The sequence below is a fragment of the Sphingomonas arantia genome, from assembly GCF_042682045.1.
GTDB lineage: Bacteria > Pseudomonadota > Alphaproteobacteria > Sphingomonadales > Sphingomonadaceae > Sphingomonas_R > Sphingomonas_R arantia.
Window position 1 is genome coordinate 1 of sequence record NZ_JBHUGS010000004.1, and the last position, 25,015, is coordinate 25,015.

A 25,015-nucleotide genomic window follows, 5' to 3' on the forward strand; every position below is an offset into this window, starting at 1 on the left:
ACATACGGCGCGGCCACGAGTGCCAGGCCACCGACCTGCTTGGCAAAACCCTTCATCCCGCCCTCGGCCTGCTGCGCGACCTGAAAAATCTGACCGATCTGGCTTGCGAAGATCTGGAAGGGCGGGGCGCCCATGGCCGCCATCGTGGCCACGTCGTTGATCTGGTAGGACAGCTGCGCCATGCTGCCGGCACCGCGCCGGGCAGACGTCGCGCTGGCATCATGCGAGCGGCGCACTTCCTCGATCCGACCGGCCAAGACCTGCTGCTGGCGCGCATATTCCGCCGGCGCCGTGGCCCCGGTCCGATACAGTCGGGTCGACTCCGCGATCTCGTCGTTCAGCCGCTTGGTCGCGGCGTAGAGGGGGTCGGTCGACGCGCGGAGCCGCTCGGCCGCCGCGGCGTCCGCCATCTGCGCATCATGCGACCCGCGCACCTCGTCGGCGAGCCGCTTGTGCGCTTCAGCCTCGCGCGTGACCGCGGCGGCAGACGAGGAACGGGCCCGGGCCTCCTCGGCCGATTGCATCTCGCGCATAGCCTGCGCGCCCGACCGGACCCGCTCTTCGAATAGTTTGTACGCGATCGCGGCGTCGCGCGTGGCAAGGGCATCGGCCTCGCGCTTGCTGGACGCGGTGGCGGCATCGGCCTCTTTCATCGCAGCTACGCCTTCGCGCACCTTGGCGTTGAACAGGTCGTAGGCGTGCGCCGCCTCGCGCGTGGCGGTCGCCTCGCGCTCGGCTGCCGCCACGGCTTGCGCCGCTGCGGCTGCCCGGTCTTCCGCCAGCGCGTCCGCCGCCTGGCCGGCCTTCCGCATCGCGGCGAACTCCGCGTCGTACAGCTGCTGTTCGGCCGCGCGGATCCGTCCCGCCAGTTCGATCTGGCCGGCCTGCTCCGCGGCGAGCGCGGCGGCCGCCGCTTTCATCTGTCGGATTTCAGACGTAGTCTTGCCGAACACCGACGCCTGCCGTTCGAGCGAGGCCGCCATGCGCTCGCCGGCCTGCTCGATACGGTTCAGCTCACGCGCGGCCGCGATCGCCGACTTGGCCGTCTGCTCGGCGAACCGCACCATCTTCTCGGTCGCCGGGGTCATGTCACCGACGCCTTTGGTCGCGGCATCGATCCGGTCCAGGTCGCGGATCGCCTGCGCGCTGACCTTGTCCACGACACCGCCGAAGCGGTTGAGATCGGACATAGCTCCGCCTGTTGCCATGGCGAGCTCGATCTCGAGCGAGGCAATTTTTTGGCCCATGCGGATCTCCAGTGCCTGATCGACTCTCGCTGGCCGGTCGCATAGCGTGCCGGCCGGCCGGCAAGGTGCCGTTCGGAGCGTAGAGGTTGGGGTTGGTATGAAAGGTCTATTTGTCAGCGGCTTCGCGCTACTTCTCGCCGGGTGTGTTTCAGTGGGAACCAACTACAAAGATGCAAATGTCGCCCGCCTGGCTGTTGGCATGTCGAAGGCTGACGTCGTTGCTTTACTCGGGAAACCAAATCAGTCGGTGACCACGGCGACGGGAGAGCAGAGGCTGACCTGGGTTCACTCCACCGGCTCAATGTTGGGAGCGAGTTCGCGCGCGATCGCGTTGCCTTTCGACAGTGACGGTAAGCTGACGAGTGTGCCGAAACTTGTTCCCTAGCCAAGCACGGCGCGCAGCTGCTGCTCTTGGGTTTTGGGATCGATGTCGGCACGACCCGGCGACCAGGGCGCGGGTCTGTTGCGATCCTCGGCGGCGCTCAGTTCGGCGAGATATTCGGCGGACAGCTTCCGCAGGGTCCGGAACTCCCACGCGGACAGCTGCTGGAACGTACCGTCCGCCCAGTCCCGGATGGTCGACCAGCCGAGCGGGACCTGCCCCATGGCGCCGACATCCGCCGGGCCGACCTCCATCAGCCAGTCGAACACGTGACGGGCGGTGAGGGGCGGCAGCGGCGGATCGACCTTGCGGGCCTTGTAGCCTTCCATCCGCGCCGGCAGCCTCGTCTCCTTGCCGCTGCCATCCTTCCACCGGGGGATGGCAAGCAGCCAGGCGACCTGACGGACGTAGAGGCTCAGCTCTTCGCCGAGCCCTTCGTAAAATTCGACCAGTCGCCCAGGTGGGCGTTCGCCTGCTCGACGACCCAGCCATATTCACGGTCGGCGTAGAGGGCGCGGAACAGATCCTCGCCGATCGCGCCATCGGCCGGCGGATAATCGAGATGGTGGAACGACACGGTGACGTCGGTCAGGAAGTTGACGGTGTCGGCGCGCAGCAAGTCGGCGGTCAGCTCCGCCTTCTTCTTGCTGCGGACGAGCGAGCGGTTCGTCCGCTTCGCGACCGCTGCCTCATAGGCCGGGCTGCCGGCGCTGTGGAACGTGATGCCGACCGCTTCCTTCGCGCCGTCGATCGTCTCGAACATCGGCTCCTCTTCGTCCGGGCTCTTAAGGTGCATGAACGAGGTGGGGGCGGGCTTGTAACGGGTGATGTCCATGGATGCGTCCTTCGCGGGAGGATGGTGCGTCGACCCGGCCCAGACCCGCGACAGCGGACCGGATCGACACATGAGGGGGATGCCGGCGTCGCGGGCGCCGGATCTCGGGAAGGGGGTTAGGCCGCGTTGACCTTCACGACCTTCGTGTTGATCTCGACGGTCGCGTTGGTCATCAGCACGTTGGTTGCGCTGCCGACGGTCTCCGGGGAGCCGAACACGCGGCCGCGGAAGTACCGCTTGTCGCCGTTCGGGAACGTCACGATGAACGAGCCCATCGCGTTGTTGTCGGGCTCGCCCAGCGTGCCCATGATCGTCTGACCGGCGTCCGCCTTGTCGGTTGCCATCGGGATCTGGAGCGAGCCGTAGTTGACCGGACCCTTGTGCTTCTCCTGTGGCCCGTTCAGCGGCTGGAAGCTGTTGACGGCGCTGGTCGCGCCGAAAGCGGGAATGCTCTCGACGCCGCCGATCGTGGTGTACGTCAGCGCGGCATAGCCGGCCGCGTCCATGGTCGCAGGTGCGGCGACGGACACGCCCATCGTCGTGCCCGCCGAAGTCGAACTTGGCATGATATTTCTCCATGGTGATGACCCGCAACAGCGGGGGTTTTCGCCCGGCGGGCAAAAGGGGTGAGGCACCCGAGCGCGAAGCGTCAGGGCCAAGAAACTGGGAACAGGTCGCTACTGAGCGAGGCTGCTACCCCCCCACATCTGCCGCCGTCGCGGGGGGGGTGAGTAGGGGGTGGGGGTTAGACGGCGATTGCCAGAATGGCGGCGCGCAAAGCGGTGGCCTGCGAGCCGCCGCCATAGTTGTTACCTTCCGACCCGTAGTGCGTGCCGTCCGAGATGTAGCGGCTGTTTCCCGCCACGCTGGTGTAGGCGGTCGCGAGGGCTCCCGCGCTGTGGCTGACCGCTCCTGTCCAAGTTACAGCCGCCGATCCAGCAGTCATAACGACATCACGAACCGACCCGTCGTCGAACAGGATCTTCCGGCTACCGCTCCCGCCGTTCCAGCCGCTTGTAAGGGTCCCAGCCGTCGCGGCGTCAAGTGCGGTTGTGAAGGACACGCCACGACCGTCTCCGGTCTGCCACGGGGCGTTGCCTGCGCGTCCCGTTCTGCCGGACGAGTTCTCCCAAGTGCCGGCCAGGCTATTGATCAGCACCCATGGCCCAGGCAGCGCCCGTGCAGCGGCGAAGATAAGGTCCCGCTTCTGAATGGCACTATCGATGTTCTCGCCATTGGGCGACCAAGGGGCCTGTACCGCAATAACTGCCTTAGGCAGGGCCTCGCGAAGCTGGGTGAACAAGGCGGCGGCGGCTTCTCCGATCCCAGGTATGCCGTCATTGACGCCGCCCGAGACGTAAACCAAGTCTGGGCTACCGGCGACCATCGCGGCAACGCGGCTGGCTTCTCCGAACACCTTTCCGCCGGTTCCAAGCGTAATGTAGCCCGAGCCTCCGCCGGGAGATTGGGAGAAATCGTAAATGCCGAGACGGACGGCCGCGTTGCCAAAGTTGCCACCACCGGGGATGTCGCGGGACGTGGACCCTCCGTAGCTGTCGGACAGCATCGACATGCGCGGCGTCTGGCTGAGATCCAGCGGCTCAAGCGTGTCACCCGCCCCAATGCGGAAGCCCGCGAACCCGGAGGTGCGGGTGAGGTAAATTATGGAACGCCGAGCGCTTGAACCGAAATCGACGACCAAAGGCTTACCCTGCGCACCGGTCCCGGCTCCAAGACTAATAAACGGCGTCGTGACAAACTGTCCGTCCACGATCATCTGAACTTGATCGTTCCAGCGGGAATAAACGCCGAGAAAACGCCCGTCGTGGATCATGCCGATGGCCGCCAAGCTGGTCGTCTCGGTCGCACCGGGTGGCCCGTTGTAGTAGTCGATTCCGTTGTAAGTGAAAGTGTAGGGCCAAGCGTCGCGGCCTCGGGACATGGAGAACCATTTTTCCCCGACATTGTCTTTGAGATAGCGGTTCACCGACGTTGCGCCGACAAACGGTGCTTGACCGATGGTGCCCACCGTGACCGTGGGGAATCCGTTGACCACCGGCATAACGGTCGGCAGTTGTGGACTAAGACCGAACCGCAGAAGGTGACTTTTCAGTCGGTTCAAAGGCAGCGAAGTGTCGCGCATCGCCGCATCCCCACCAGCCGCCGCGATCCCCGCCTGAAGCAACGCCTTCTCGGCAGCGGACATGTTCTGCAAGTTAACGTATGCCATCACGCGGCCTCCAATACGAGAATGCCAGCATCGGTGCCGTCCAGGGAGAGGATCATGGCGTCCGTGCCGTCTAGGGATAGGGCGTTGGGGGGGAAGACGTTGCCTGCCCCCGTTGCGATCGGTCGCGTGACGATCTCAACCGTAGCCGTCATCATCAGCACATTTGTCGCCGAACCAACGGTCTCCGGCGAGCCGAACACGCGACCGCGGAAGTACCGCTGGTCGCCGTTCGGCAGGGTTACGCGGAACGATGCCTGGCCGTTGTTATCCGGCTCAGCAAACACGCGCAGCAGCGCCTGGCCGGCGTCCGCCTTATCAACCGCGATGGGCAGCTGCAGCGACCCGAAATTCACCGGACCCTTGTGCTTCTGCTGTCCGCCGGCGAGCGGTTGGAAGGTATTGACGGCCGACTGTGGACCGAAAGCGGAGATGCTCTCGACCCCGCCGATTGTCGTGAACGACAGGGCGCTGTAGCCGGCCGCGTCCAGCAATGTCGGCATCGCTGCCGAGAGCGCCAGTGTGGTGCCGGCGGAGGTCGTACTGGTCATGCCATCTCGCCTTGCTGCTGAACCTGCTTAGGCGGCCATTTTCGGCTTCGACCGGGACTTCGGGCGGGGCTTGGCCGGTGCCGGCTTCTCGCCCTTGGTCTCCGCAACCTCTTCCGGGGTCGCCTCGCGCACCAGCCCTGCCAGCTTCCAGTCGCCGAACTGCCCGGCATCCATGCCGAGGATCACGGCCTTCTGCGCGAACGCGTCGTCACCGTGCGTGATCGGCTGCAGCGCGAACGCGTTCTTTTTCGGGATCGTCATGCTCGTCTCCGGTAAGCTGGAAGGGTCAGGCGGGTTCGTTAAAGCTGATGCGCAGGTCGATGCTGCCCATGAAGATGTCGGCCGCGTCATTCATGAAGTCGGGTCCGGCACCGGCGAACAACACCGCGACCTGGTCAAATCCGGCGATCGTGCCGGTACGGTCCGCACAGGCGCGCTCCGCGGCGCGGAGGATGGCTGCGCGCGCCAAGCCGCTCGCGGCTCGCGCAGTCAGCTGGACCCGCTCCGTCATCAGCCAGACGCTCTCCGCGGCGAGAAACTGGACCTTCGTCCGACTGATGCACGTCGCGACCAGCGACGGGACGGGCGTGCCCTGCGGCAGCACCCACGCCTTGAGCTGGTCGACGGGCACCAGCGTCGTGAGCGGCTCGAAGCCCGTCAGCAACTCGCCAGCGATCAGGACACCGCTCATTCCGCCGGATCCTCAGGGACGGGCGTCTCGATCCCGGCCCGCGTCATCTTGCCCGCGATATGCGCGCTGATCGCCGCGATCGCCGCGGTCTCGCGCGTGTCCACCGCTGGTCGCATGAACGGGTAGGGCCGGGCGCCGGGGTGATAGACCGTCGAGCCGACGAACATGCCGCCGATGACCAACGACCCGCGCTTCGCCTCCAGGTTGATGCGCCGCACAGTCTTGCCGCCGGTCTGATCGTCGTCGACGCTGATGAAGTGGGGGTCGGTCCCGAACTCCAGCCACGGCGCCATGAACGCGCCTTCGCCCTTGGTCTGGACCTTCGCCGTCACGATGCCTTTTTCGGAGCGGCTCGTCGTACCGATCGAGGCGCGGACTTCGGACGAGCGGCACTCTTCGCGCGCGCCCTCCGCGATCACGTCCGCGCCGGCCTTCAGGGCGCTGCGCAGGACGTTGCGCTCGATGTTCGAAGGTAGGGAGGAAAGGAAGGCGCTGAGATCCGCGCCGCCACGCATGGTGGCCGTCATTCGGGACCACGCAACTCGACAGCGATGACCGCCTTCGGTCCCATGACAATGCTCGCCAGGTGCAGGAGCCGCACCCCGATCCAGATACAGACGCGCATTCGCGCCTGCCCGGTCACCTTCATTTGCAGGGTCATGCCGCGCATCAGGGAGCGCCGCCCGAACTTTGTCACTGGCGTCATGAACTGCCTCCCGTGGTGGAATAGTCTTCGACCATCAATTCGATGCCGTCTCGCCGCCCCAGTTCGACCGGGCCAGCGATGATCTGCATCACGCGCGTCCCGTGCAGAATCCGCATGTCCGCCGTAATGTCGTCTCTCCACCGCAGACGGATCCGTGCGGGGCGGTTGGCGATGGACAGCCCGTCCGCCACCTTTTCCGCCCGGCTGGGCAGCAGCTCGCGCACCTGGGCCCAGACACCCGTCGCGACGTCTTCCCACCGCTCGGTCCCGGCGCTTGCGAAGCCTGTGGCGGCGACCTTGCGCTGGAACGTGATCTGACGATCCAGATGCCGCGCATCGATCAGCATCAGGCCATCACCGGCGTACGATGCGGTTCGTCGACCAGCATCAGGACCGTGTCCGGCACATCCTTGAGCGAGCCACCGTCATACAGATGCTTCACCAGCATCAGCGTCGCGACCTGCAGGCCGGGCGCCTCGCTCCCGACGTCGTCGAAACCGGCCTCGAAGGTCACCAGCACCGATCCTCGCGCGGTCGACGCGGCGGGCCAGCGGCCGTTGGCACTAGGGCCGATCTGCGATCCGTCCTGCTGCCAGAAACTACCGCCGACGACGGTTGCACCCGCGAGGTCGACATAGTCGACGGCCACGACACTCCGCACGGGCTCGCGCGGCAGCAGCAACGCTTCACCGAACCCGTCGAACGCCGCCGTCCACTGGCGCCGCGCGAGCGACTTGGCGGTATGCCCCTCGATCCAGTCGATCGCCGTCTTGCGAAAGGCGTCGAGCAGCGCCGTCTGAGCACCAGCCGGTTTCACATACTGATCGATCAGCACGTTCGGCAGGACAGCCGCCGCGTCGATCGGGGCGGCGGACATGATCTTGGCCACCGCCCCGTCTCCCTTACTTGCCGCGCGCGCTGGGCTTGCCGGAAGCGTCGGCCGGCGCGGCCTTCGCCTCCAGCTGACGTTCCAGCTCGGCGATCCGTTCATCGCGACGATCCCGCTCGACGACTGCCTCGTCGTGCTTCGCGATCAGCGCGTCATGCTGTTCGCGAAGGGCCTGCAGGTCGTTCGTCGCCGTCTCGCCCTTCGACTTGGCATCCGCCAGGTCGCCGGTTAGCCGCTCGACATCGGCGCGCAGCGTGCCGTTCGTCTCGACGTGCGAGTTGTTCATCTCGCGGAACAGATCATCGCCGGTCGAAAGCGCACCCTTCAGCCGTTCGACCTCGGCTTCCAGCACGACCGCCGGACTGCCCGCGACACCCGCTTCCGGCTCGACGAACGGCACGCCCGGACCGGAGGTCGCACGCGGCGGCTGACCCGTCATGACTTCCCCGGCACGCACGGCCAGGTCGCCACGGCGATTGCCCGGCTCGACGATCTCGATCGTCACGGTCTGCGTGACGATCGGCCGGTGATCGGCGTCGACCAGCTTTTCGTCGACGACGTAGCCGGCAAGGCCGCGACCGACGAAATAGCGCTCGCTTGCTTCCGACCGCTCGACCTGCTGGCCTTGGGTGAAGCGCTCAGGGGGAAGCGCTTCGGTGGTGTAGTCCTGAAGGAACTCGATCATGGGGGCCTCCTCAGCCGACGGTCTGCGCGACCGTGGTCGCAGCGTTGCGGGTGCCGCTGCCGGCGCGGAAGTCCGCCCCGATCAGCGAGGCAGCCAGCTGGGTCGCCGCCCCGCCGACCGTCACGGTCAGGCGGAAGAAGCGGAAGCCGGCGTTGCGATCGAAGTCCTCTTGCCGCAGGTCGATCTGCGCCTGACGGTCATTCCCGCCTGCCGCCAAAAGCTGGGTGATCTGGCTGCCGGGGATCGGCTTGGCGTTCGCCCCGTTTGCATCCGTCGCCTGCTCGATCTGGGCATCGACCGTGGCACCGGCGCCGAAGGCACCGATGCTGAGGATCGCCATGGCGGTGAACAGCATCTGCATATCCATCCAAGGCGTGCTGACCGTGCCGACCGCCGCGGCGCGGGGGCTGATGCCTCCGAGCACGGCAACCCGCGAGGACAGGTTGAGATTATGGTACATCGTCGTTTCTCCTCGGAAGGGGTCAGGCGCGCTCGGCGAGCGTGACGAAGTGGGACTTGGTCCGGTTGCTCTTCGGCATCTGAACCGGCTTCGACAGCACCGGCTGTCCGCCGATGCGGAACATCCAGCGATACGCGGTCAGGGCGTAGTCGAAGTAGAGGTGGATGGACTCGGCGAACGTCGCCGCATTCTGGCGCCGGAAGGCTTCGTATCCGTTCGGGTTGACGAACTGGACGTCACCCCGCTGACCGACGGACGGCGAATGTTCGTTGAAGATCACCGGCCGACCGAGGATCGCGCCGCCGGGGCTGTCGTGGAAGCTCTCCAGCCACACCGGCCGCTTCGCTTCGTCATTCAGGTCGGCCAGCGCCTCGACCGCCTCGCTGTTCATCAGCCAGGTGGCCTGGCTGGGCATGATCATGCGCGAGTACATCTGGAAGAAGTTCCGGCGCGTAAGGGACATAGCCGCCTGCCCGACTTCCTTCGCGATCGTAATCGTTGCGGGAGCCGCCATCCAGCCGAGCGGCTTCTCGATACCGTCGCCGAACATGAACGCCTCGGCGACGGTCCAGCGGATCGCAGCGGAAGCGTGACGAGTCAGCAGGCCGGCCACGCGCGGTGCATCCTGCAGGAGCTCTTCGGTCGCTAGCACGAAGGCGTAGATCTCGTTGAGCTTAGTTTCGCGTGGCGTCAGCTGCGCGCGGGTGGGGCGCATCTGCTCGGCCTCGGCTCGCCAGAACGCCTTCACCCCCGTGCTGCCCCACGGCGTCGTCTCGTCGCCGAGGCCGACGACGCGGTTGGATCCGGTCGCTTCCGGCTGGATCAGATCCATGATGGGATCATTGCCGTCGCCGAAGACGAGGTCCGTGATCTGCTGCCGGAACTCGGGTGGCACGAGATAGCTGCCCATCTCGTCGCCGCCTTCCATATGGACGTTCGCCGGAGCGGCGAGGCGATCATCCATCCGGAAGCCCTGGCCGGCCTGCGGGTTGGCGCAACGAACTGCCTGTGCGAAGTCGGCCATGTCGCGGAAGCCGCCGCTGTCGAGCGCGGCGCGCGGCTGCGCGGGCACCGTACCGACGGGCGGCGCGGTTGCGGGCGGCGTCTGCGCCGGTGCCGAACCGATCGCAGCCGCGGCGGACATCGCCTCTTCGGCACGAGCGATCTGCGCGGTCAGGCGCGCCAGTTTTGCCTTGTCGTCCGCGTCTGCCGTTTCCTCCTCGGCAGTCAGATCGCGATTTTCGTCGATCGCTGCCTGGAGACGCGTCTGCTGCCGCTGAGCGGTCGCACGCGCCTCCGCCTTCAGAACCGCAAGGTTCATGATGCTTTCCTTCACTTTGTGATTGGGCGTGCGCCCACATCGATCGAACCACAGCGGCTCGACCGTCTTCCCCGTTCGGGGAGGATCTCGTCAGATGGTCAGAGCCATCTCCATTGCGGCCACCTGCCGTCGCATCAGCGACAACCGGGCACGGCTGGTATTGTACTGCGCGACGACGTCGCGAAGCGTCGCGATCCCATCGATCGCGCCGTTCGCGAGCGCGGCCGGTGCTGAGAACGTCTTGCCCGTGCCGTGGACCTTGGCGACATCGCCCGCCTTCATGCCGCGACCCCGCGCGATCGCCGATGCAAAGGCGACGTTCGACTCGTCGACCGACGCCTGGATCTCCGCGCGATCTTCGTCGCTCAGCGCCGCATACGGATGCCCGGCGATCTTGTCGGGCGACGATGCGATCAACGTGGTGACCATGCCGATCTTGCTCTCGAACCCGGACATGTCGGTATGTCCGGACCGCACGCCGACCGAGCCGACCTCACCGCTGGTCGTGCAGTAGAACGCACTCGCCTGCGTCCCCAGCCAGTAAGCCGCCGAGAAGCAATAGGGATCGGCGACGGCGACGATCGGCTTGACCGATCGTGCTTCGTAGATCGCGTCACCAGCTTCCGCGCAGCCCCACACGTATCCGCCTGGGGACCGGATCGAGAGCACGATCGCACCGATCTTGTCGTCGGCCGCCGCATCGCGAACCTGGTCCGCCAGGACATTGTAATAGGTCCTGCCGTACAGCCCCTGCGGCGCGAGCGTTCCGACGACGGGAAGGATCAGCGTGGAACCCTCCCGGATCGGATCGGCCGGCTTGGCAGCCTGCTGCCCGCCGCCCATAACCGTCGCCAGCTGGCGGACCGAGTCCGGCAGCATGGCATCGATCGAGCCGCTCTTCAGTTCCGCGTCCAGGAAAGCGGGATGCATCGCCCATAGGGCGGATGTGGCGAGAAACCGGTCCATCGTCACTCTACCTTGTCCTGAGGGGCAGTACCGCCGCCGGTCAGCGTGTCGGCTGCTCGGTTGCTGTTCAGCGCAGTCCGCGGATCGTCCGCCCATGGTTCTTCGATACGAGCCAGGCCAAACCAGCCGGTCCGCAGCTCGTTCGTGCTGAGAATCGACGCGGTCCGCGCCAGCACCGCGTTCTTCCACTGCGTCGCGGAGTCGCCACGCAACATGCTGTCCAGATTGAACTTCGCGCGGACGCCGGCAGCGCGCAGATCCGGCGGCAGCATGCGAACGGTGATGGCCTGCTCGATCCGCCGGGTCAGCGGCCGCAACGCCCAGTTCACGAAGGATCGGGTGTCCTGCTCATTGTTACCGGCGTTGCCGTCATCATCCCCGATCATCGATCGGGGAATGCGCCAGTATCGCGCCATCTCCAGCGTGCGCTGCTTGATAAGCTCGACGACCTGGGCGTCGGTGTTCTTGCTGGCAATTGCGTCATACTTGACGCCCTGCTCAAACACCGGCGTTCCACCGCGCTTCCAGCGCTCGACGCCTTCCTTGAGGCGGGCAGCGGACTCGTCGGTCAGCTTCTGCTCGGTCGTCACGATGCCAGACGGACGTCGATCGTTTCGGAAAAACGACCGCACGCCGACCTCCAGCGCCAGCTGGAAGTCGATCGAGCCTTTGGCCTGTTTCCACGGCACCAGCGGACGCAACCCGCCATCGGCGATCCCGGTGAACCAGAACAGCTGTTGCGGCAGGAGACGCCGCCGCCCTTGCTCGGAAGCATAGTTGACCGTCATGCTGCGCTCGCCCCACTCCGACACGACGCGCAGTGGGTTCAACGCCCAGATCTCCAGTCCGTCGAAGCCGGCGACAGGTTCGGCGAACGCCTCACCGCGCAGGACCGCGGCGAACGCCATGGCTGCCCAAAATTCCGCGCCGGTCTGCAGATGGTTCGGTTCGTAGGCGAGTACGTCGGCCAGCGGGAAGTCGTTTCGCGGTCCGTTGTCATCCTTGAATTCGAGGGACAAGCTGCCGACTGCTTCCGCGATGATTGAGACGCAAAAGTACACCGCTGCGACCCGAGCGGCAGTCTCGGCCGTGTTGGCCTCCACCGGCAGGGCAGCGCCGAGAGTCGTCCAGGTGTCGTCGCCGAAGAACCGACCGTCCGTCACGTTCGACGGGGCAGGCCGCCCCGGCACCGGCGCGATTGCGGTCGATCCGTTGTGGGAGCTGTAACGGCCCTCGGAGGCACGGCGATAGTCGTCTGGACTAAGCATCAGAGTATCAACATGCCCCTTTCTTCGTAGATGAAGCCGCCTGTGGCTTCCGGGTTTCTGGTCATCAGAATCACCGCGTTGAACATCGCGGCGAGCGGATCGATTTTTGCCGCCGGGGACGACTTCACGATGGCGACCGCGCTGGTCCCGCGCGGCTCCATCTTGGCGTTGCCGACACACCACTGCATCAGCGCCGACCCATCGTGACGCATTGTGCGCGCGGCGAGCTTGCGGGCGGACCCCTTCACCGCGCTGCTGAGCTTGTAGCCCTGCTGGATCGCGGCCAGCTGCTCGTCGGCGAACTCGCGTGTCGCCAGCTCGTCGACGATCGCCGAGACGCCCACCGGATCGAGGCCAATCGCTTCCTTGTCAGGAAACAGACCGGCGTCGCGGACCTGAGCAAGGATATCGACGACGCCGCGGATGTCCTCGGTCAACTCCTCGTCGAGCTCCTCGCGATCAAGATCGATCACGGCCTCGTCGGCCATGTCGCACCTGGTCAGCGACCCTTCCGTGACCAGCTCGTTCAGCTTGGTCACGATGTCCTGCCGACGCTTCCAGACGATCGACCAGGCCCAGGCGTGACACCAGACCAGCCAGCGCCGCGAGCCCTTCTCGCGTCCGATCAGGCACAGGCCCAACAGATCGTCCAGGCCGCCGCCATCGATCCCGGCGACGATGACTTCGCAGCGGCGGATCAGATCCGCGACCGTGATGCTTCGGTCGATCGCCCCGTCCCAGAACTCCGCACCGGTCCAGCGGTCCCGGCTGAGCCGGGTGCCGATCTCCACGTTCAGATGCTTCGCGAGGAAGATCTGCAACCCTTCGCCGGCACCGCGTAACTCCTGCGCAAGCTCGCTTTCCAGCCAGTCCACGTGCACCGACCGTCCCATGTTCGGGTTCGTCACGTAGAAGTTGGCCGGCTCCAGGTAGGCGTCCCGCTCCAGCATCGCCGGAGGGTATTCGTACAGCACACCGAGGCTGGTCGGATCGTCGATCAAGCCGTCGCGTACGCCGCGAAAATGGTCGAGCTGATCCTTAAAGACACCTCGCGGCTCCTCGTCGCTATGCGTCGTCAGGTAGACGACGAACCCTTCGCGAGCGGACGACAAGCCACCGGTAGCTTCGCGCAGCATGGCCTTGGCCTGCGCCCGCTTGCCGAAGAGCCAGAGCTCGTCGACCAGGACGAAGCCGGCCTTCGTGCCGCCCACGACGTCCTTGTCCGCCGCGACGATCTTCAGCTCGGCCTCGGTCGTCCGATGCCGGATTAACCGCTGGTGATCGACCACCTGCAGCAGCGCATTCAGTTCCGGGTCGTGCCGGACCATGCCGGCTGCCGGGTCGAAGCTGTTGCCGGCCACCTCGATCGTCGGTGCCAGGATCAGCAGCTCGGCCTGGAACCGCCAGTTGCGGATCAGCGCCGTGATCATGATCCCGGCCGCGATCGTCGACTTGGAATTCTTCTTGCTGATCAGCAGCAGGAACTTCCGGATAAGCCGGCGCGCGATCGTGGCGTCATACGCCCCGAAGATCGCCGCGACGAAGTCGAACACCCACTGGTCGCAAGCCTCGCCGAACGTCGGCTTTCCCGGCAGGTCGACGATGTGCAGCGACTTGAACACGGCCAGCGCCGCCGCCGCCTCGTCGGGGAACAGCGGGTCGAACGGTATAAGTGATCGCCGCTGGACGATCCGGTCCTGCCAGTCGGTGCAGGCGGTCGACCAGGCGACCATCAGTTAACGAGCCGAGGTGGCGGTGGCGGTGCGAACTTGCCGACGACTTCCCCGGCCGCCACCTGGGCGGCCGCCTTCTTGCCCAGCTTGGCCTGCGCAACCGGCTTCACATGCCCACGGTCTGCGACCCGCTCGGCGAGCTCCGCGAGAGCTGCCTTGTCGAGCCGCTTGAACAGTTCCTTCTCGGCGGCGACGTTGCCGTCCGCCGCGGCGTCGTTCAGCCGGGACAGCTGGGTCATTTCCATCCGGACCCGTGCTGCCTGCCGCTTGGCGACCTCGGCAAAATAATGTTTGCGCAGTGTCGGGACCGAAACCCCGATCGCTACGGCCGCATCCTTGACGCTTAGCCCCTTGGCGAACGCGATCAGCACCTTGTTCGAATTCGCGAGAGACCACGAATGCTCGGGCCGCCCACGGGCCTCGGAGCGCGGCAGGACCGGGTCGCCAAACAGATCGCGCCCCAAATCCTCACCCATGACGAAAAAAATCCCTGCGTGGCATCGTATGCGGTCTAGGTCCCGCGGCCCCCTCCCAGTTTAGACCCCCCCCCGGGTCACCCGAAGTCGTCGGCTTCCGCGCGCGCCTTCGGTCCGTCGTGGCATGGCTTGCACAGGCACTGAAGGTTGCGCTCGTCCCAGAACAGACGCTCGTCACCCCGATGGGGACGGCGATGGTCCGCAACGAGCAGCGAAGTGTCCGCCTCGATCCGACCGCATCCGGGCCACTGGCATGTGAACAGGTCGCGCTTCAGGATGTGCATGCGCAACTTCTGCCATCGCGCCAGCTTGTACCACTTGCGCCATGGCTGCTGATCGCGGTTGCGATCATACGCCGGCCGATCCGGCAGATACGCCAGGCGCGACGCCGGCGATGCGAGCCGAGACGGCAGGCTCTTCAGTCTGCCCACGTCGGTCCGATCGTTCGCCCCTAAACGCACCGCGCCCCGCCGCAGCACGGGGCTGGACGGGGCGCGGTCAGGGGGCAGGGGAGGGGTGCTGTGCCGTACCCGAAGGCCCGACCCAGTGTGGTCTCCAATAGGCCCAAATCAGCTATATGGCGAACACACAAAAGTTCACGACGTGCAACTTTATGGCCTTGACGCGGAGAGGCACGGATTTCCGCCATCATCGAGCGCCACTGCGATCCGGTTCAGCGCCCGCCCGTACCGCATGCGCAGCCCATCGGCCCCCAGCGTCAGCCCCATCGGCTTCAGCAGCCGCCGCCACGACACCTGACTATGCCCCTCCGCCAGCTGAGTGATTGCCAACCCGACCAGCTTGCGGTCCGCGACGTCGACGAACCTCATCCAGCCCAGAGCCTCCTCCATTGCCCCGACTTGCGCACGCGTCAGACCCGGCAAACGGGGCGCCTCGTCCCGGTCGTGCGACAGCAGGTACTCTGCTCGCTCCGCCGGGTTCATTCCCACGGTCGGATGGTACTGCGACCACAGCGACGAGATCGACACGCGCAGCCAGCCGCGCTCCCGATCCGGCAGCCGCCACAGCATCAGCATCGCCTCTACCAGTCGTTCCTGCACCGCTGCGAACGTCCAGCTCTGGTCCTCCCGGTTTTCCATATTCTTTTTCCTTATTACTAAATACAGACAGACAGACACATGGGAGGGGTTTGCGCATGCAGGTACGCCCAGACATGGAAGAATGCGCCAGCAAGTATCCGAACTGTCTGTGTGTCTGTAACCCACGCTTTTATGCGGCTCTCGGGACAGACAGTTGACAGACAGACAGACGGTCAGTGAAGCGAATATTCCGTGTCAGCTACCTTGACTTGCCGCGCGGATTATCGGGTCCGCGCCGCGCCCTCCGCACTACAGACACATCGCCGCAACTGTCTGTCCTGTGTCTGTAACGCACCATCACACCGGCCAATCATCGTCTTCGCCCCACTCGGACGGCGCTTGCTGATCACCCGCCGGCGTGCCGCTCGCGGCCGTGCCCGACGCCCCCTCGCCAGGTCGGATGCGGCCACCGCGGCGCATGACGCGCCCGTCGCCGCCCTTCCACTTCAGCAGCTGGCGATCGCCCAGCGCGATGCCGAACTTGGTCGTGCTGAGGATTTCGCGATCCCCGACCGAGTTGCGATCGCACCACGCCTTGTAGTCGGCGTAGAAGTCGCTCGATGCCTGCTTGGCGAGCGGGTCAGAGACGTCGACCCGCTCCGCGAACCACTCGCCAAAAGGGTTGGCCGCCCGGCGGTAGTCCTCCACCGCCTCGATGACCTCGGGCGGGACGTCCAGCTGCCCGCGCTCGATCCAGCGCGCCATACCCGCCAGCACCCAGTTGAGGATGCCCGGCCACTCGCGGACCAGCTGCTCCTCATAGCCCTTAATCAGGCCCTTTCCCTTGAACTGGTGCGGGAACATGATGACGATGATCCGTCGCCAGATGCCGTCGTCGTCGCCGGAGATCCGCGGCTTGGAGTTGCATTCCAGCAGCAGCTTCCCGCGCGGCACAAACTCGACCAGCTTTCGGCCATAGGGTTCGCGCGACGCAAGCCGGCCGCCACCGGTCAACGCCTTCATCCGGCTTTCCGCCAACGCCTGGCCGCGCTTGGGCTCGGCCGTCGAGATGAACCGGGTGTCGCCCTGCATCCGAAAGATATCGGGCGTCGCCTCCGATCCCGACTTAGCGTTGCCCTCTTCCAGGAATGATTTCACGTCGGCCGTCAGGCCGTAGCTGTCCGCCATGTTGCGCAGCGTGTTGAGCGCGGTCGACTTGCCGTCGCCGCCTCGGCCTTGGCAGAAGAACGCCATCTGCTCCCGTGTCGAACCGGTGAAGCTGTACCCGATCACATCCTGGAAGAAGAGCCGGACCCGCTCGATCGGCAGCGCCGTCTCGATATGCGAGTTCCATTTAGGACATTCGGCTGCCGGATCCCAGACGACCGCGCAGACCCGCGTGATCCGGTCGGCCGGGTCGTGCGGATCGAGCCGGAACCGCACCCGCTTGTCCGGCCCCTCGCGCCAGATCCGCAGGGTCCCGTTGCGCACGTTGAGCGCGAACGGCTCGCGATCGAACGCCTCGCGCGGCACCGACAGCAGATGGGACGCCTGTTGCAGCATGGCCGTCGTCCGGCCGGCATCACCCGATTTGACCGACCATTTGCGCAGGTTCAGCACCCGATCGTCGCGCATGTCGGCGCTGCACCATTCGGGCAGTTCCTTGTCGGGGATGGAGATCAGCGCGTCGATCTGCGCGCGCATGCCTTTCGCCACCTGGTGCGCGTACAGCGCGGCGAGACGCTCGCCATGCTCCGCCGACCAGCGAGTATCGTCATAGGCGATCCAGCCCCAGCCATCGACGAAGGCGAGCCGCCCGGCCGTGATGGCTTTCAACCGTTCCGCGTTGCCGAGGTCGGACAGCTCGCACCATGCCAGCTGCACCGGGTCCACCGGCGTCAGGTCGATCCCGAAAGCATCTGCCTGCGGGTCCAGTTCGTCGTCCATATGCTTCCCTCAGTGCGTGGTGGTGGACGCGGCGCTTGCGAATGCGCGCGCTTCGCGGAGCGCCTTGCTGCGGGCGCTCTCCTTTCTCTTCGGCGCCGGCGTATCGGGCTCGACGGCCGCCAGCGGCACCCGGACCGGCAGTCCGCCGACCGATTCCTCGTAGATCGCGAGCAGGGCGTCGCCTTCGCGCACCTCGTCCGGATCCTTCGCGCGGCGCTCGATCATCCACCGCATCGTTGGAACGTTGAAGCCGCGACCGTTCGCCTCTTTAAGAACGTCCTTGATGTCGCTGTTGATGGCCTTGCGCTCTTCGATCAGCCGCTCCACCCGTTCGAGGTAAGACACCAGCTCGGTCGCCGTGGCGTCGCGCTGCTCATCCCGCGCCGCGGCGGCGATCGATTCGACGACGTCGAGGGCGCCGCTAAGCCCGTATTCCCCGACCAGATCACCGGCGATTGAAACGATGCCGCGATACCGCTCCGCCGCGTCGCCGGCCTCGGCAGCATCCGGTCGCGCGTCTCCGCTCACATCAGCAGTTGCGCCGGGCACCGAGCTCGACGGCCGGTCGAACGCACCGCTGTGGCGGTCCCACGGGTTCGTCATGCGACGCGCCCCTCGGACCGGATATGATCGTTGAAATCCATGCCCAGCGGCGGACGACGCGCCGATACCGTCCCGACACCCGGCGTCCGCCGCCATGCCTGGACGGCGAGGCTCGCGCAGATCTCGGCGCGCTGCAGCGTCCCGATCTCGCCGCGCTCGCGCCTCGCACCGCGTGTTCGCTGGATCAGCCGATCGCGCAATGGTTTCATGTCGGCATCGACCAGCACGACGACGTCGCCGGCATCGGGGATCGTGAGCGGCGGCTTGAGCGGGTCGGACTGGATCGCCCACAGCGGGATTGCGCCGCGCGCATCCTTCATCAACCCGCCTTCCAGATTGCCGAGGCTCAACACCGCAAGCGCCCGCACCGGCCGCCCGGCGGCGATCATTTGCTGCGCCATCGACCAGACCGTCTCGATCCCCTCACCGACGAGCAACGGCCCGGACGACGGTTCGCCATCGATCGGCGTCAGCCAGCAGCCCGCGCCGCGCGCCGGTCCCCACATCTTGCGCGCGGCGACTTCGCTGCCGTCCCGCATGCGCAGCACCGCCTTGGCTCGACCGTGCGGTGCCAGATACGTCGCGTGGACGCCGACGCGATCGACCAGCCGGGAGAAGCGCGTGCCGAGCACGACATCCATCCGAACGATCATCGCCGGTGCGGTCCAGCCCGCTTCCGGATCCGCACCCTCGCGCCACGGCAGGACCGGGCAACGCGGGTGATAGCGCAGCAGATCGATGGCACCTGGCAACCCGTCCGGGTCCAGCCCGCGCGACCGCAACCATGCTTCGACGATCTCGTCGCGCGCCGGTTGAGCCGTGTTCCAGATATGGGTTCCGACCACCGCGCTGTCGACGCGATCGCCGTGTGCGGCCGACCGCTCGGCACGCTCCGTCTCCCGAGCCGCTCTCGCGACCAGGATGCGCTCCGCATCGCCCGCCAGCACCTTCGCCGCTGCGTAACGGGCGGCCCCATCCTCGCCGTGACCGCCCAGGATGGCCTCTAACAGGATCGCATCGCCGCCGCGCTGGCATGCGTGGCAAAGCCAGAACGGCCCCTTGTCCTCCGCCTGGAACGCATCGCTCTTTGATCGTTCGCCCGCACCGCAGAACGGGCATGGCCCTCGCAGGTAGCGCCCGCGCAGGGCAAGCTTTACGTCATGACGCGCCGCGACCTCGCCGGCGCTGACCTTGCGGGCGCGCTGAAAAAGATCGGGGTCGGCATGGTTCACCGACCGGACCCATCCTGCTGATCGGCCTGCACGCCGCGCTCGATTGCGGCCGTCAGGAACGTTCCGAACTCCGCCCCGCTCGCCCGCCAGGCGCGCAGCACCGCGGCCGACAGGAACGGCTTACTATCCGGCACCGGCTCCGGCGCGATCGCGGCGGGCTGCACCGGCGCGTCCAGCTGCTTGACGAGCTCCAGCGTCGCTGGCCCGAGCCCCATGTCGCGCGCGTTCGCGTGCTTGATCAGCCGGTCCAGCAACGGCCCGGTGACGCTGAACGTGACCTGCCGCTTTTCGCCGGGAGTGGCGGGACGTACGAGGATGGGAGCTTCAGGCATCGGCGTGTCCACTTTGCGAGGGGAAGGGGGCGGCGCGGGCTTCGCGACCGGCCGGGGAGGGGGCGCCGCGGGCAGCGTTGGCGGAGCGGGTCGGGGCACCGGCTGGGACGCCGCCGTCAATGCGGCCGCCTGACGGTTCGCCAGTCGCACCGCCGCCTCGCGCATCATGTCGACCCGCGACGGCGGCGCGGGCTCGACGGCCCGCCGCACCGGCGGTGCCGCGACCACCTTGGACAACGGCGTCGGTTTCGCGCGACCGAACGTGATCGTCCGGTCCGCACCAACACCGTGGATCCGGATGCTACCCGCGTCCGCCAGATCGGCGAGCAGCGTGCGCGCCAGCTCGACGTTCGCGAACCCGAACCGCTCGACGATCGCCTCGTCCGACGGCATCGTCGTGCCTTCGTCCGCGCAGACGCGGATCCAGTCGAGCATGCTGCGCTTGTGAAAGACGCTGTGCTTCATCGTGCCGCCCCTGTTGCTTGTCCCGTTGCCAGGATCGTCACCACCCGCCGCGTCGGTGCCGGCACGGTGCCGATGTGGATCACGTTCTTTTCCGCCAAGGCGCGCATGGCGGCGTCGCACGCTTCGTTCGGCAGTTCGGTTAACTGCGCCAACTCGCGCAGCGATGGGCAGGGTCGAGCCAGCGCCGCACGCCGTGTCAGCACCTCTAAGACCGCATCCTCGGCAACAGCGTCTGATCTTGAAACCGTAGCGTCACCATCATCGTCGAGCAGCATCGGCCGCGACGTCCGCCGTGCGACATAGTTGCGCCACTGGCCCTCACTGTCGCCCGCCAGGCGCTGGAACAGCTGCACCAGACCAGCCTCGGCCAGCGACCGCATGGCCGCAGCGCCGGGTGATTTCGCCGGCAGCAGGCGCAGCCGCAGCCGCGTGGCATAGACGAACTCGTCGCCCGGCTGCGCGACCGCCATCCAGGCCGACACGCGGTCCGGCGCGGCGACGACGCCAACCGCCTCGCCCGCCACGGGACGATCGTCGACCGACGCGCTCACGGTTGCGCCTGCCGCAGGCGAAGCCGCATGTTTTCGACCAGCGCGACGCCCAACTGCACGTGCAGTTCGGCCGCGTGGCCGACGTCCAGCGCGAATGCGACGCCGTCGCCCTCGATCAGAAACGGCAGCCCGGCGGCATCGGGCGCGCGAACTGTCCAGCGCCGACCGAACGACACTTCGCCTAGCGCGCAATGCGGATGCATGATTGGCGAGAGAGGTACCCCGTCAACATCCGCGGTAGAGGTAAAGGGGGGAACTTTCTCCGCTAGCTGGGGAGGGAACACGGTCGCGTCCGCTGGAACTGTGTCGCCTGTACGCATCATGCCGCGCTGCCCTGACTGGAGAATGGGGCCAACAGCTCCATCATCGCGTCGGCCGCCGCCCGGCTTTCACCCTCCTCATGAGGAGCGATGAGGTTGTCCGCAGCGGCCGTGGCAAATCTGCCAAGATGACACATCGCCTGCGCCGCCGCATGGGCTGGACCTTGGCGCTGGCTTTCATCCGTTGGCTGAGCAACGTAACCTATGATCGCGAGGATGGCGTTCACGGCACGTGTGCCGATCACGGCTGCGATCGAAAGGGCATAGGAAAGCGACGGTTCTTTGCATTCGGCGACGTCGGGCTTCATGTAGCACCGTAGTGTGTTCACCGGCACGCCGCTCTCCGCGGCCAACGCCTCGGCCGTCCAAACGCGACGAACATGCACCTCTTGGCGAATGAGCCGGTGTAGCACCACTTTCACGCTATCGCGCGAAACTAGGGCGTCACTTGATACTGACGCTAATTGTTTCATGCTGCATCAGTCCCATCATGAAGATCACTCGACAGCACGCCCGCTTTCGCGAACTGCCGGAACCGCAGTGCATCGCGCGGTTCGCTACGCGGGCTGCGACCGTCGACTGGTGGCAGGTCGCGGCTCCGATGAGCCTGTGCACGGCAGACGGTCATGCTACGTCTGCTTGTTGGGGGGTGGGAGTAATCGCGCGCAGGGCAAGCCGGGTGCGTTCGTCGATCGCCATTACGCCACTTTCGAAACGCGAAATGGTCGCTTGGTGAAGGCCAAGCTTCGCAGCCATTTCGGCCTGGGTAATGCCAAGAGCTTTCCGGGTTTCGCGCATCTGGTTCATGCGGTCGATATATGCGTCGACGCATGAACAAGCAAACGGAATATACGCCGGCGTATTGGACGCCGCTCCCGCCGGTGGATTATGCGCTACGCATGAGTGTTTTCGCCAGCAACGTCGCAGCGATCCTGCGCGAGCATCGGCAGGAAGCAGTCGCTGCCGCCTGCGGCGTGTCGCAGCCCACAATCAGCCGGTGGGTAAATGGGGCCGTTCCGAAGCTGGCAGGGCTGCAGCTGCTTGCCCAGTATGTCGGCGCGACCGTTCATCAACTTACCGAAGTTCCGATGGCTGAGTGGCATACGGCGATCGTCAACGCCCCCGCGCCGCCGTCTTCGGTCGTGCCCGACCAAGCGCCGACCCGCTCGGTTTCGTCAGGTGAACTGGCGCAGGTCGCCCGTCTTGATCTCTCGCTGCCAATGGGGCCAGGCGCCACGGTCGACGATTTCGTCGAGGACGAGCCGCTGACGTTCGAACTATCCTATGTTCGGTCATTCACCCGCACACCGCCACATCGGCTAAAGATCGCGCAAGGGGTGGGCGACAGCATGTTCCCGACGCTCGTCTCCGCCGACCTAGTATGGATCGACACGACCCAGAACCAGCTTCTGCATTCGGACCGAATTTACGCGGCATCAATCAACGGCGGCGCCGCTATCAAGCGGTTGCGACCGGTCGCCGGCGGCAAGCGGGTGCTGGTAATCTCGGATAACAAGACGATCGAGCCTTACGAGGTCGACGCCGACGATGTCGTGATCTGGGGCAGGGTGATCCGCTTCGCGCGTGATCTGTGACGGATATTTAGTATGAACTCGGTTAGGATCCTGACGCCTGCGCAGATCAAAGAGGTTGCTGAGTGCATAAACGAACGCGTTGCTGATCCCGAAGACCCTTGCCCAAATTGCGGGAAGCTGCACTCAACAGTCGTTGAGTACGGATCGCAGATGAGCTTCGCGTACGTGAATGGTCATCCGAATGTGTCGTTGCCGATCGTAGTGACCGTGTGCCAGCATTGCGGTTTCCTTCGTCAGTTCTCCGCAATGCACCTAGGTTTGTCCTTCTTACCAGGCATCACCCCAGACGAGGAACCTACCGTTGGCTGAACCAGGGGGGAATGTTTTCCCGTTTCGAGCACCTCCAGAACAGCGCCCGCAGCCGGACGAACCGGGCACCTTGAACGGCGGGGGCGGCGGTGGCACATACAACGGCATGGTTCCGATCAAAGATTACGTCGACAAGGCGGATGAAGCGGTAGAGTCCCGCCTCATGGCGAAGCTTGACGGCCTGCCGACCAAGGCCACGATCTGGGGGTCGGCTGGTGCTCTGTTCCTCGGCACCTTGGCAGTGCTCTCGTTCGCAGGCGATCGGTTCGACGCAGGCATCGGCAACGCCGACACGCGGCAGGCGCAGCTACAGCGCGACCAGATCCAGGACGCGGCGGCAGCAGCGAACGCCCGCAAGCTAGACGAACTCTTGCGACGGACGCCTGCACCCAAGTGACGATAACGACGCTGTCGCTCATGGTGGTTGGCGTCGATTACCAGAACCAGCGCGGCCCGGCGCGGCGCTTCGAAGTAGAGCTATGCGCTCCCGGCGACCCGGTCGAGCTAGTCCCAGAACCAAAGAACCCCGTCGATCCGCACGCCATCAAAGTGATGAGCGAGCGGGGCGTCCAGCTGGGCTATCTCACCGCCGAACGCGCGCCGTGGATCGGCAGCCAGATGTCATCCGGCGCCGACGTGCGCGCCATATTCCAAGCGATCAGCGGCAAGAGCGCGATCATCCGCGTGACGCTGGACGGCAGTGACCCAGTCCTTCCCCCGCCACCCCTGCCGCGCGAACCCGAACCGGTGGAATCGTTCGACGACGGTAGCGGCTTCTATCCGGACTATATTCCGCCGGACGACTAATGCGTCGACGTATAATTATACGTTGACGTTATGCATTGACGCATATAGCTCTTTGTTCATCAGCCCGCGCTCCTCCTTGGGGCAACCACGGGTCTTGAATGGAGACCGAGCCGTGCAGTCTGCAACCATTCCGTTTGCTACATCCCAAGGGCACTCGGCACCCCCATTCCCGTTCGCCGGGTCGTTCGCAATGTACGACGGCCAGGAAGTCACCATCCACCAGCGCATCGGCACTGACCGCGCGCTGATCCACGGGCCGGGCATTTCGTCCCGCGTCGACATCGCTGATCTGTCCCCGGCAGCAACCACTGGCGCTTTCCACCAGTGGCGTGACGCGCGCTTGGTCGCCGAGCCGCTGGACGGCGCGGCCACCCCCGCCGAACACCTGTACGCCGACTTCGTTGTCTGGCTCGAAACCACCGACTTTGAAGCGAACCGCTACGCCTGCCGCAACGCTTTCGACGCCGCGCTGAAGGCTGCGGGCTACGCCAGCGGCAAGGTCCCCGTGCGCGGCTTCGTCCCCGGTCGCCGGCCCCACCCGACCACGACTTGGAACGCGGTCCTGATCGAGGACATGTTCGGATGAACACCTTCACCATCCTCGACACGCCCCTCGTCGTCGACGAGATGGGCGACGCCCTGGTCCCCGACGCGCTGCACGGGCAGTGCCGGCAGCGCGTCTACGGCAACGTCCAGACGCAGGCATGGATCACCCCCGAACTGGGCGGCGTGACGCTGGCCATCACCGGCGACATCGGCGGCGGATCGGACGATCTCGAAGACAGCGTCATGCTGACTCTCGACGACGACGCTTTGACCGACTTCATCGACGATCTGGTGAGGCTGCAGAATCGCATGCGGGCGCTCGCCATGCCGCCGTCCAGCCAAGCCGAACCGTCATGACTCCCGCCGATGGCCCGTTCGGCCGCTTCCACCGCGAGGTCGACCGTGATCGCCCGGCATGCGGGGCGGTCCTGTCCTGGCGCGTGACGATTGGCGTCACGATCCTGATGGTCCTGCTGACGGGCGTCGTGTCATGAGCGTCGTCGTCACCGAGGACGACGTGACGCTCGGCACGATCGGCGAGCAGGTCCGCCGCCTCGTCGGCGACGCTGTCGCGGACGCGATGGACGTCCACGTAGCCAACGGCATCTGCCCGGCCTTGGTCGCGGACGGCTGCGCCACCGGCCTCATCGCCGTCGCGTGCGCCTTCTCAACTATGCAGCACGAGCCGGGCTGCGAAAGCCAGCGCGCCTATTTGCACGCCGCCGTCGACTGCCTGTTCGACCAGCTGACCGCTTTCGACCGCGGCCGCATCAATCAATCCGGGGAGACGGTGCAGTGAGCGCGGGGCAATGGATTTTGGTCGTTTTGGCC

At 65.9% G+C, this 25,015-nt stretch carries 38 protein-coding genes; 9 read left to right on the forward strand and 29 right to left on the reverse strand.

What is annotated here, in order from left to right; all coding sequences use genetic code 11:
• Positions 1-1,190, reverse strand: a 1,190-nt coding sequence (locus ACFSGX_RS13925) for a phage tail length tape measure family protein (protein ID WP_380930810.1), incomplete at its 3' end; no start/stop codon positions are given.
• Positions 1,191-1,344: 154 nt separating this feature from the next.
• On the opposite strand from ACFSGX_RS13925, the gene bamE reads away from it, so the two are divergent.
• A complete protein-coding gene (gene bamE / locus ACFSGX_RS13930; protein ID WP_380930812.1) occupies positions 1,345-1,632 on the forward strand; it encodes an outer membrane protein assembly factor BamE domain-containing protein in 288 nt (95 codons plus the stop codon).
• Here the strand turns inward: bamE and ACFSGX_RS13935 are convergent.
• From ACFSGX_RS13935 to ACFSGX_RS14015, 17 genes are all read right to left on the reverse strand, one after another.
• Positions 1,629-1,958: a hypothetical protein gene (locus ACFSGX_RS13935; RefSeq protein WP_380930814.1), complete on the reverse strand. Its 330-nt coding sequence runs from the start codon at positions 1,956-1,958 to the stop codon at positions 1,629-1,631. The genes bamE and ACFSGX_RS13935 overlap by 4 nt on opposite strands.
• Before the next feature lie 86 nt (positions 1,959-2,044).
• Positions 2,045-2,464: a hypothetical protein gene (locus ACFSGX_RS13940; protein WP_380930816.1), complete on the reverse strand. Its 420-nt coding sequence runs from the start codon at positions 2,462-2,464 to the stop codon at positions 2,045-2,047.
• A 116-nt stretch (positions 2,465-2,580) separates the two neighbouring features.
• Complete coding sequence (locus ACFSGX_RS13945; RefSeq protein WP_380930817.1) at positions 2,581-3,030, reverse strand: hypothetical protein; 450 nt, start codon at positions 3,028-3,030, stop codon at positions 2,581-2,583.
• 179 nt (positions 3,031-3,209) lie between these two features.
• Positions 3,210-4,694 carry an SGNH/GDSL hydrolase family protein gene (locus ACFSGX_RS13950; protein ID WP_380930819.1) on the reverse strand — a complete coding sequence of 495 codons (1,485 nt, stop codon included), beginning with the start codon at positions 4,692-4,694 and terminating at the stop codon, positions 3,210-3,212.
• The gene (locus ACFSGX_RS13955; protein ID WP_380930821.1) at positions 4,694-5,242 is read right to left on the reverse strand and encodes a hypothetical protein; all 549 of its coding nucleotides are present in this window, start codon (positions 5,240-5,242) and stop codon (positions 4,694-4,696) included. The genes ACFSGX_RS13950 and ACFSGX_RS13955 overlap by 1 nt, the downstream gene beginning before the upstream one ends.
• Before the next feature lie 27 nt (positions 5,243-5,269).
• Positions 5,270-5,503: a hypothetical protein gene (locus ACFSGX_RS13960; RefSeq protein WP_380930822.1), complete on the reverse strand. Its 234-nt coding sequence runs from the start codon at positions 5,501-5,503 to the stop codon at positions 5,270-5,272.
• A 25-nt stretch (positions 5,504-5,528) separates the two neighbouring features.
• The gene (locus ACFSGX_RS13965) at positions 5,529-5,933 is read right to left on the reverse strand and encodes a hypothetical protein (RefSeq protein ID WP_380930823.1); all 405 of its coding nucleotides are present in this window, start codon (positions 5,931-5,933) and stop codon (positions 5,529-5,531) included.
• Positions 5,930-6,460, reverse strand: a complete 531-nt coding sequence (locus ACFSGX_RS13970; protein WP_380930825.1) for an HK97 gp10 family phage protein — start codon at positions 6,458-6,460, stop codon at positions 5,930-5,932. Before ACFSGX_RS13970 ends, ACFSGX_RS13965 begins: the two co-directional genes overlap by 4 nt.
• Positions 6,457-6,639: a hypothetical protein gene (locus ACFSGX_RS13975; RefSeq protein ID WP_380930827.1), complete on the reverse strand. Its 183-nt coding sequence runs from the start codon at positions 6,637-6,639 to the stop codon at positions 6,457-6,459. The genes ACFSGX_RS13970 and ACFSGX_RS13975 overlap by 4 nt, the downstream gene beginning before the upstream one ends.
• On the reverse strand, positions 6,636-6,986 hold the full coding sequence (locus ACFSGX_RS13980; RefSeq protein ID WP_380930828.1) for a head-tail adaptor protein: 351 nt from the start codon (positions 6,984-6,986) through the stop codon (positions 6,636-6,638). The genes ACFSGX_RS13975 and ACFSGX_RS13980 overlap by 4 nt, the downstream gene beginning before the upstream one ends.
• Positions 6,986-7,528, reverse strand: coding sequence for a head-tail connector protein (locus ACFSGX_RS13985; protein ID WP_380930830.1), 543 nt, complete (start codon positions 7,526-7,528; stop codon positions 6,986-6,988). Before ACFSGX_RS13985 ends, ACFSGX_RS13980 begins: the two co-directional genes overlap by 1 nt.
• Positions 7,529-7,541: 13 nt before the next feature.
• On the reverse strand, positions 7,542-8,213 hold the full coding sequence (locus ACFSGX_RS13990; RefSeq protein ID WP_380930831.1) for a hypothetical protein: 672 nt from the start codon (positions 8,211-8,213) through the stop codon (positions 7,542-7,544).
• Between the two features lie 10 nt (positions 8,214-8,223).
• Entirely contained in the window at positions 8,224-8,673 is a 450-nt protein-coding gene (locus tag ACFSGX_RS13995; protein WP_380930832.1) for a hypothetical protein, read from the reverse strand.
• Positions 8,674-8,695: 22 nt separating this feature from the next.
• Positions 8,696-9,994 carry a phage major capsid protein gene (locus ACFSGX_RS14000; protein ID WP_380930833.1) on the reverse strand — a complete coding sequence of 433 codons (1,299 nt, stop codon included), beginning with the start codon at positions 9,992-9,994 and terminating at the stop codon, positions 8,696-8,698.
• A gap of 90 nt (positions 9,995-10,084) precedes the next feature.
• On the reverse strand, positions 10,085-10,960 hold the full coding sequence (locus tag ACFSGX_RS14005) for a S49 family peptidase (RefSeq protein WP_380930834.1): 876 nt from the start codon (positions 10,958-10,960) through the stop codon (positions 10,085-10,087).
• Positions 10,961-10,962: 2 nt separating this feature from the next.
• Positions 10,963-12,228, reverse strand: coding sequence for a phage portal protein (locus ACFSGX_RS14010; RefSeq protein WP_380930835.1), 1,266 nt, complete (start codon positions 12,226-12,228; stop codon positions 10,963-10,965).
• Entirely contained in the window at positions 12,228-13,850 is a 1,623-nt protein-coding gene (locus ACFSGX_RS14015; protein ID WP_380930836.1) for a terminase TerL endonuclease subunit, read from the reverse strand. Before ACFSGX_RS14015 ends, ACFSGX_RS14010 begins: the two co-directional genes overlap by 1 nt.
• Between ACFSGX_RS14015 and ACFSGX_RS14020 the strand changes: the two genes are divergently transcribed.
• The gene (locus ACFSGX_RS14020) at positions 13,843-13,968 is read left to right on the forward strand and encodes a hypothetical protein (RefSeq protein ID WP_380930838.1); all 126 of its coding nucleotides are present in this window, start codon (positions 13,843-13,845) and stop codon (positions 13,966-13,968) included. The genes ACFSGX_RS14015 and ACFSGX_RS14020 overlap by 8 nt on opposite strands.
• Here the strand turns inward: ACFSGX_RS14020 and ACFSGX_RS14025 are convergent.
• From ACFSGX_RS14025 to ACFSGX_RS14075, 11 genes are all read right to left on the reverse strand, one after another.
• Positions 13,961-14,437: a hypothetical protein gene (locus ACFSGX_RS14025; RefSeq protein ID WP_380930840.1), complete on the reverse strand. Its 477-nt coding sequence runs from the start codon at positions 14,435-14,437 to the stop codon at positions 13,961-13,963. The two genes, ACFSGX_RS14020 and ACFSGX_RS14025, sit on opposite strands and share 8 nt — an antisense overlap.
• Positions 14,438-14,514: 77 nt before the next feature.
• Entirely contained in the window at positions 14,515-14,868 is a 354-nt protein-coding gene (locus ACFSGX_RS14030; RefSeq protein ID WP_380930841.1) for an HNH endonuclease, read from the reverse strand.
• 180 nt (positions 14,869-15,048) lie between these two features.
• The gene (locus tag ACFSGX_RS14035; protein WP_380930843.1) at positions 15,049-15,537 is read right to left on the reverse strand and encodes a hypothetical protein; all 489 of its coding nucleotides are present in this window, start codon (positions 15,535-15,537) and stop codon (positions 15,049-15,051) included.
• Positions 15,538-15,834: 297 nt separating this feature from the next.
• Complete coding sequence (locus ACFSGX_RS14040) at positions 15,835-17,424, reverse strand: DNA primase family protein (protein ID WP_380930845.1); 1,590 nt, start codon at positions 17,422-17,424, stop codon at positions 15,835-15,837.
• A gap of 9 nt (positions 17,425-17,433) precedes the next feature.
• Entirely contained in the window at positions 17,434-18,027 is a 594-nt protein-coding gene (locus tag ACFSGX_RS14045) for a DUF2312 domain-containing protein (RefSeq protein WP_380930847.1), read from the reverse strand.
• A complete protein-coding gene (locus ACFSGX_RS14050; protein ID WP_380930849.1) occupies positions 18,024-19,259 on the reverse strand; it encodes a DUF7146 domain-containing protein in 1,236 nt (411 codons plus the stop codon). The genes ACFSGX_RS14045 and ACFSGX_RS14050 overlap by 4 nt, the downstream gene beginning before the upstream one ends.
• On the reverse strand, positions 19,256-20,056 hold the full coding sequence (locus tag ACFSGX_RS14055; protein ID WP_380930850.1) for a hypothetical protein: 801 nt from the start codon (positions 20,054-20,056) through the stop codon (positions 19,256-19,258). The genes ACFSGX_RS14050 and ACFSGX_RS14055 overlap by 4 nt, the downstream gene beginning before the upstream one ends.
• The gene (locus ACFSGX_RS14060) at positions 20,053-20,607 is read right to left on the reverse strand and encodes a hypothetical protein (protein ID WP_380930851.1); all 555 of its coding nucleotides are present in this window, start codon (positions 20,605-20,607) and stop codon (positions 20,053-20,055) included. Before ACFSGX_RS14060 ends, ACFSGX_RS14055 begins: the two co-directional genes overlap by 4 nt.
• The gene (locus ACFSGX_RS14065; RefSeq protein ID WP_380930853.1) at positions 20,604-20,810 is read right to left on the reverse strand and encodes a hypothetical protein; all 207 of its coding nucleotides are present in this window, start codon (positions 20,808-20,810) and stop codon (positions 20,604-20,606) included. Before ACFSGX_RS14065 ends, ACFSGX_RS14060 begins: the two co-directional genes overlap by 4 nt.
• A gap of 116 nt (positions 20,811-20,926) precedes the next feature.
• Positions 20,927-21,235, reverse strand: coding sequence for a hypothetical protein (locus tag ACFSGX_RS14070; protein WP_380930854.1), 309 nt, complete (start codon positions 21,233-21,235; stop codon positions 20,927-20,929).
• 316 nt (positions 21,236-21,551) lie between these two features.
• Complete coding sequence (locus ACFSGX_RS14075) at positions 21,552-21,734, reverse strand: helix-turn-helix domain-containing protein (RefSeq protein ID WP_380930856.1); 183 nt, start codon at positions 21,732-21,734, stop codon at positions 21,552-21,554.
• Positions 21,735-21,757: 23 nt separating this feature from the next.
• On the opposite strand from ACFSGX_RS14075, the gene ACFSGX_RS14080 reads away from it, so the two are divergent.
• The 7 genes from ACFSGX_RS14080 (at position 21,758) to ACFSGX_RS14110 (ending at position 24,983) form a co-directional block, all read left to right on the forward strand.
• Positions 21,758-22,522: an XRE family transcriptional regulator gene (locus ACFSGX_RS14080; RefSeq protein WP_380930858.1), complete on the forward strand. Its 765-nt coding sequence runs from the start codon at positions 21,758-21,760 to the stop codon at positions 22,520-22,522.
• A gap of 415 nt (positions 22,523-22,937) precedes the next feature.
• Entirely contained in the window at positions 22,938-23,228 is a 291-nt protein-coding gene (locus ACFSGX_RS14085; protein ID WP_380930860.1) for a hypothetical protein, read from the forward strand.
• Positions 23,225-23,638: an HIRAN domain-containing protein gene (locus ACFSGX_RS14090; RefSeq protein WP_380930862.1), complete on the forward strand. Its 414-nt coding sequence runs from the start codon at positions 23,225-23,227 to the stop codon at positions 23,636-23,638. The genes ACFSGX_RS14085 and ACFSGX_RS14090 overlap by 4 nt, the downstream gene beginning before the upstream one ends.
• Before the next feature lie 190 nt (positions 23,639-23,828).
• Positions 23,829-24,224 (forward strand): hypothetical protein, encoded by a 396-nt coding sequence (locus ACFSGX_RS14095; RefSeq protein ID WP_380930863.1) that lies wholly within the window; start codon positions 23,829-23,831, stop codon positions 24,222-24,224.
• On the forward strand, positions 24,221-24,541 hold the full coding sequence (locus ACFSGX_RS14100) for a hypothetical protein (protein ID WP_380930865.1): 321 nt from the start codon (positions 24,221-24,223) through the stop codon (positions 24,539-24,541). The genes ACFSGX_RS14095 and ACFSGX_RS14100 overlap by 4 nt, the downstream gene beginning before the upstream one ends.
• Complete coding sequence (locus ACFSGX_RS14105; RefSeq protein ID WP_380930866.1) at positions 24,538-24,678, forward strand: hypothetical protein; 141 nt, start codon at positions 24,538-24,540, stop codon at positions 24,676-24,678. Before ACFSGX_RS14100 ends, ACFSGX_RS14105 begins: the two co-directional genes overlap by 4 nt.
• Positions 24,675-24,983: a hypothetical protein gene (locus tag ACFSGX_RS14110; RefSeq protein ID WP_380930868.1), complete on the forward strand. Its 309-nt coding sequence runs from the start codon at positions 24,675-24,677 to the stop codon at positions 24,981-24,983. The genes ACFSGX_RS14105 and ACFSGX_RS14110 overlap by 4 nt, the downstream gene beginning before the upstream one ends.
• The last annotated feature ends 32 nt before the right edge of the window (positions 24,984-25,015 follow it).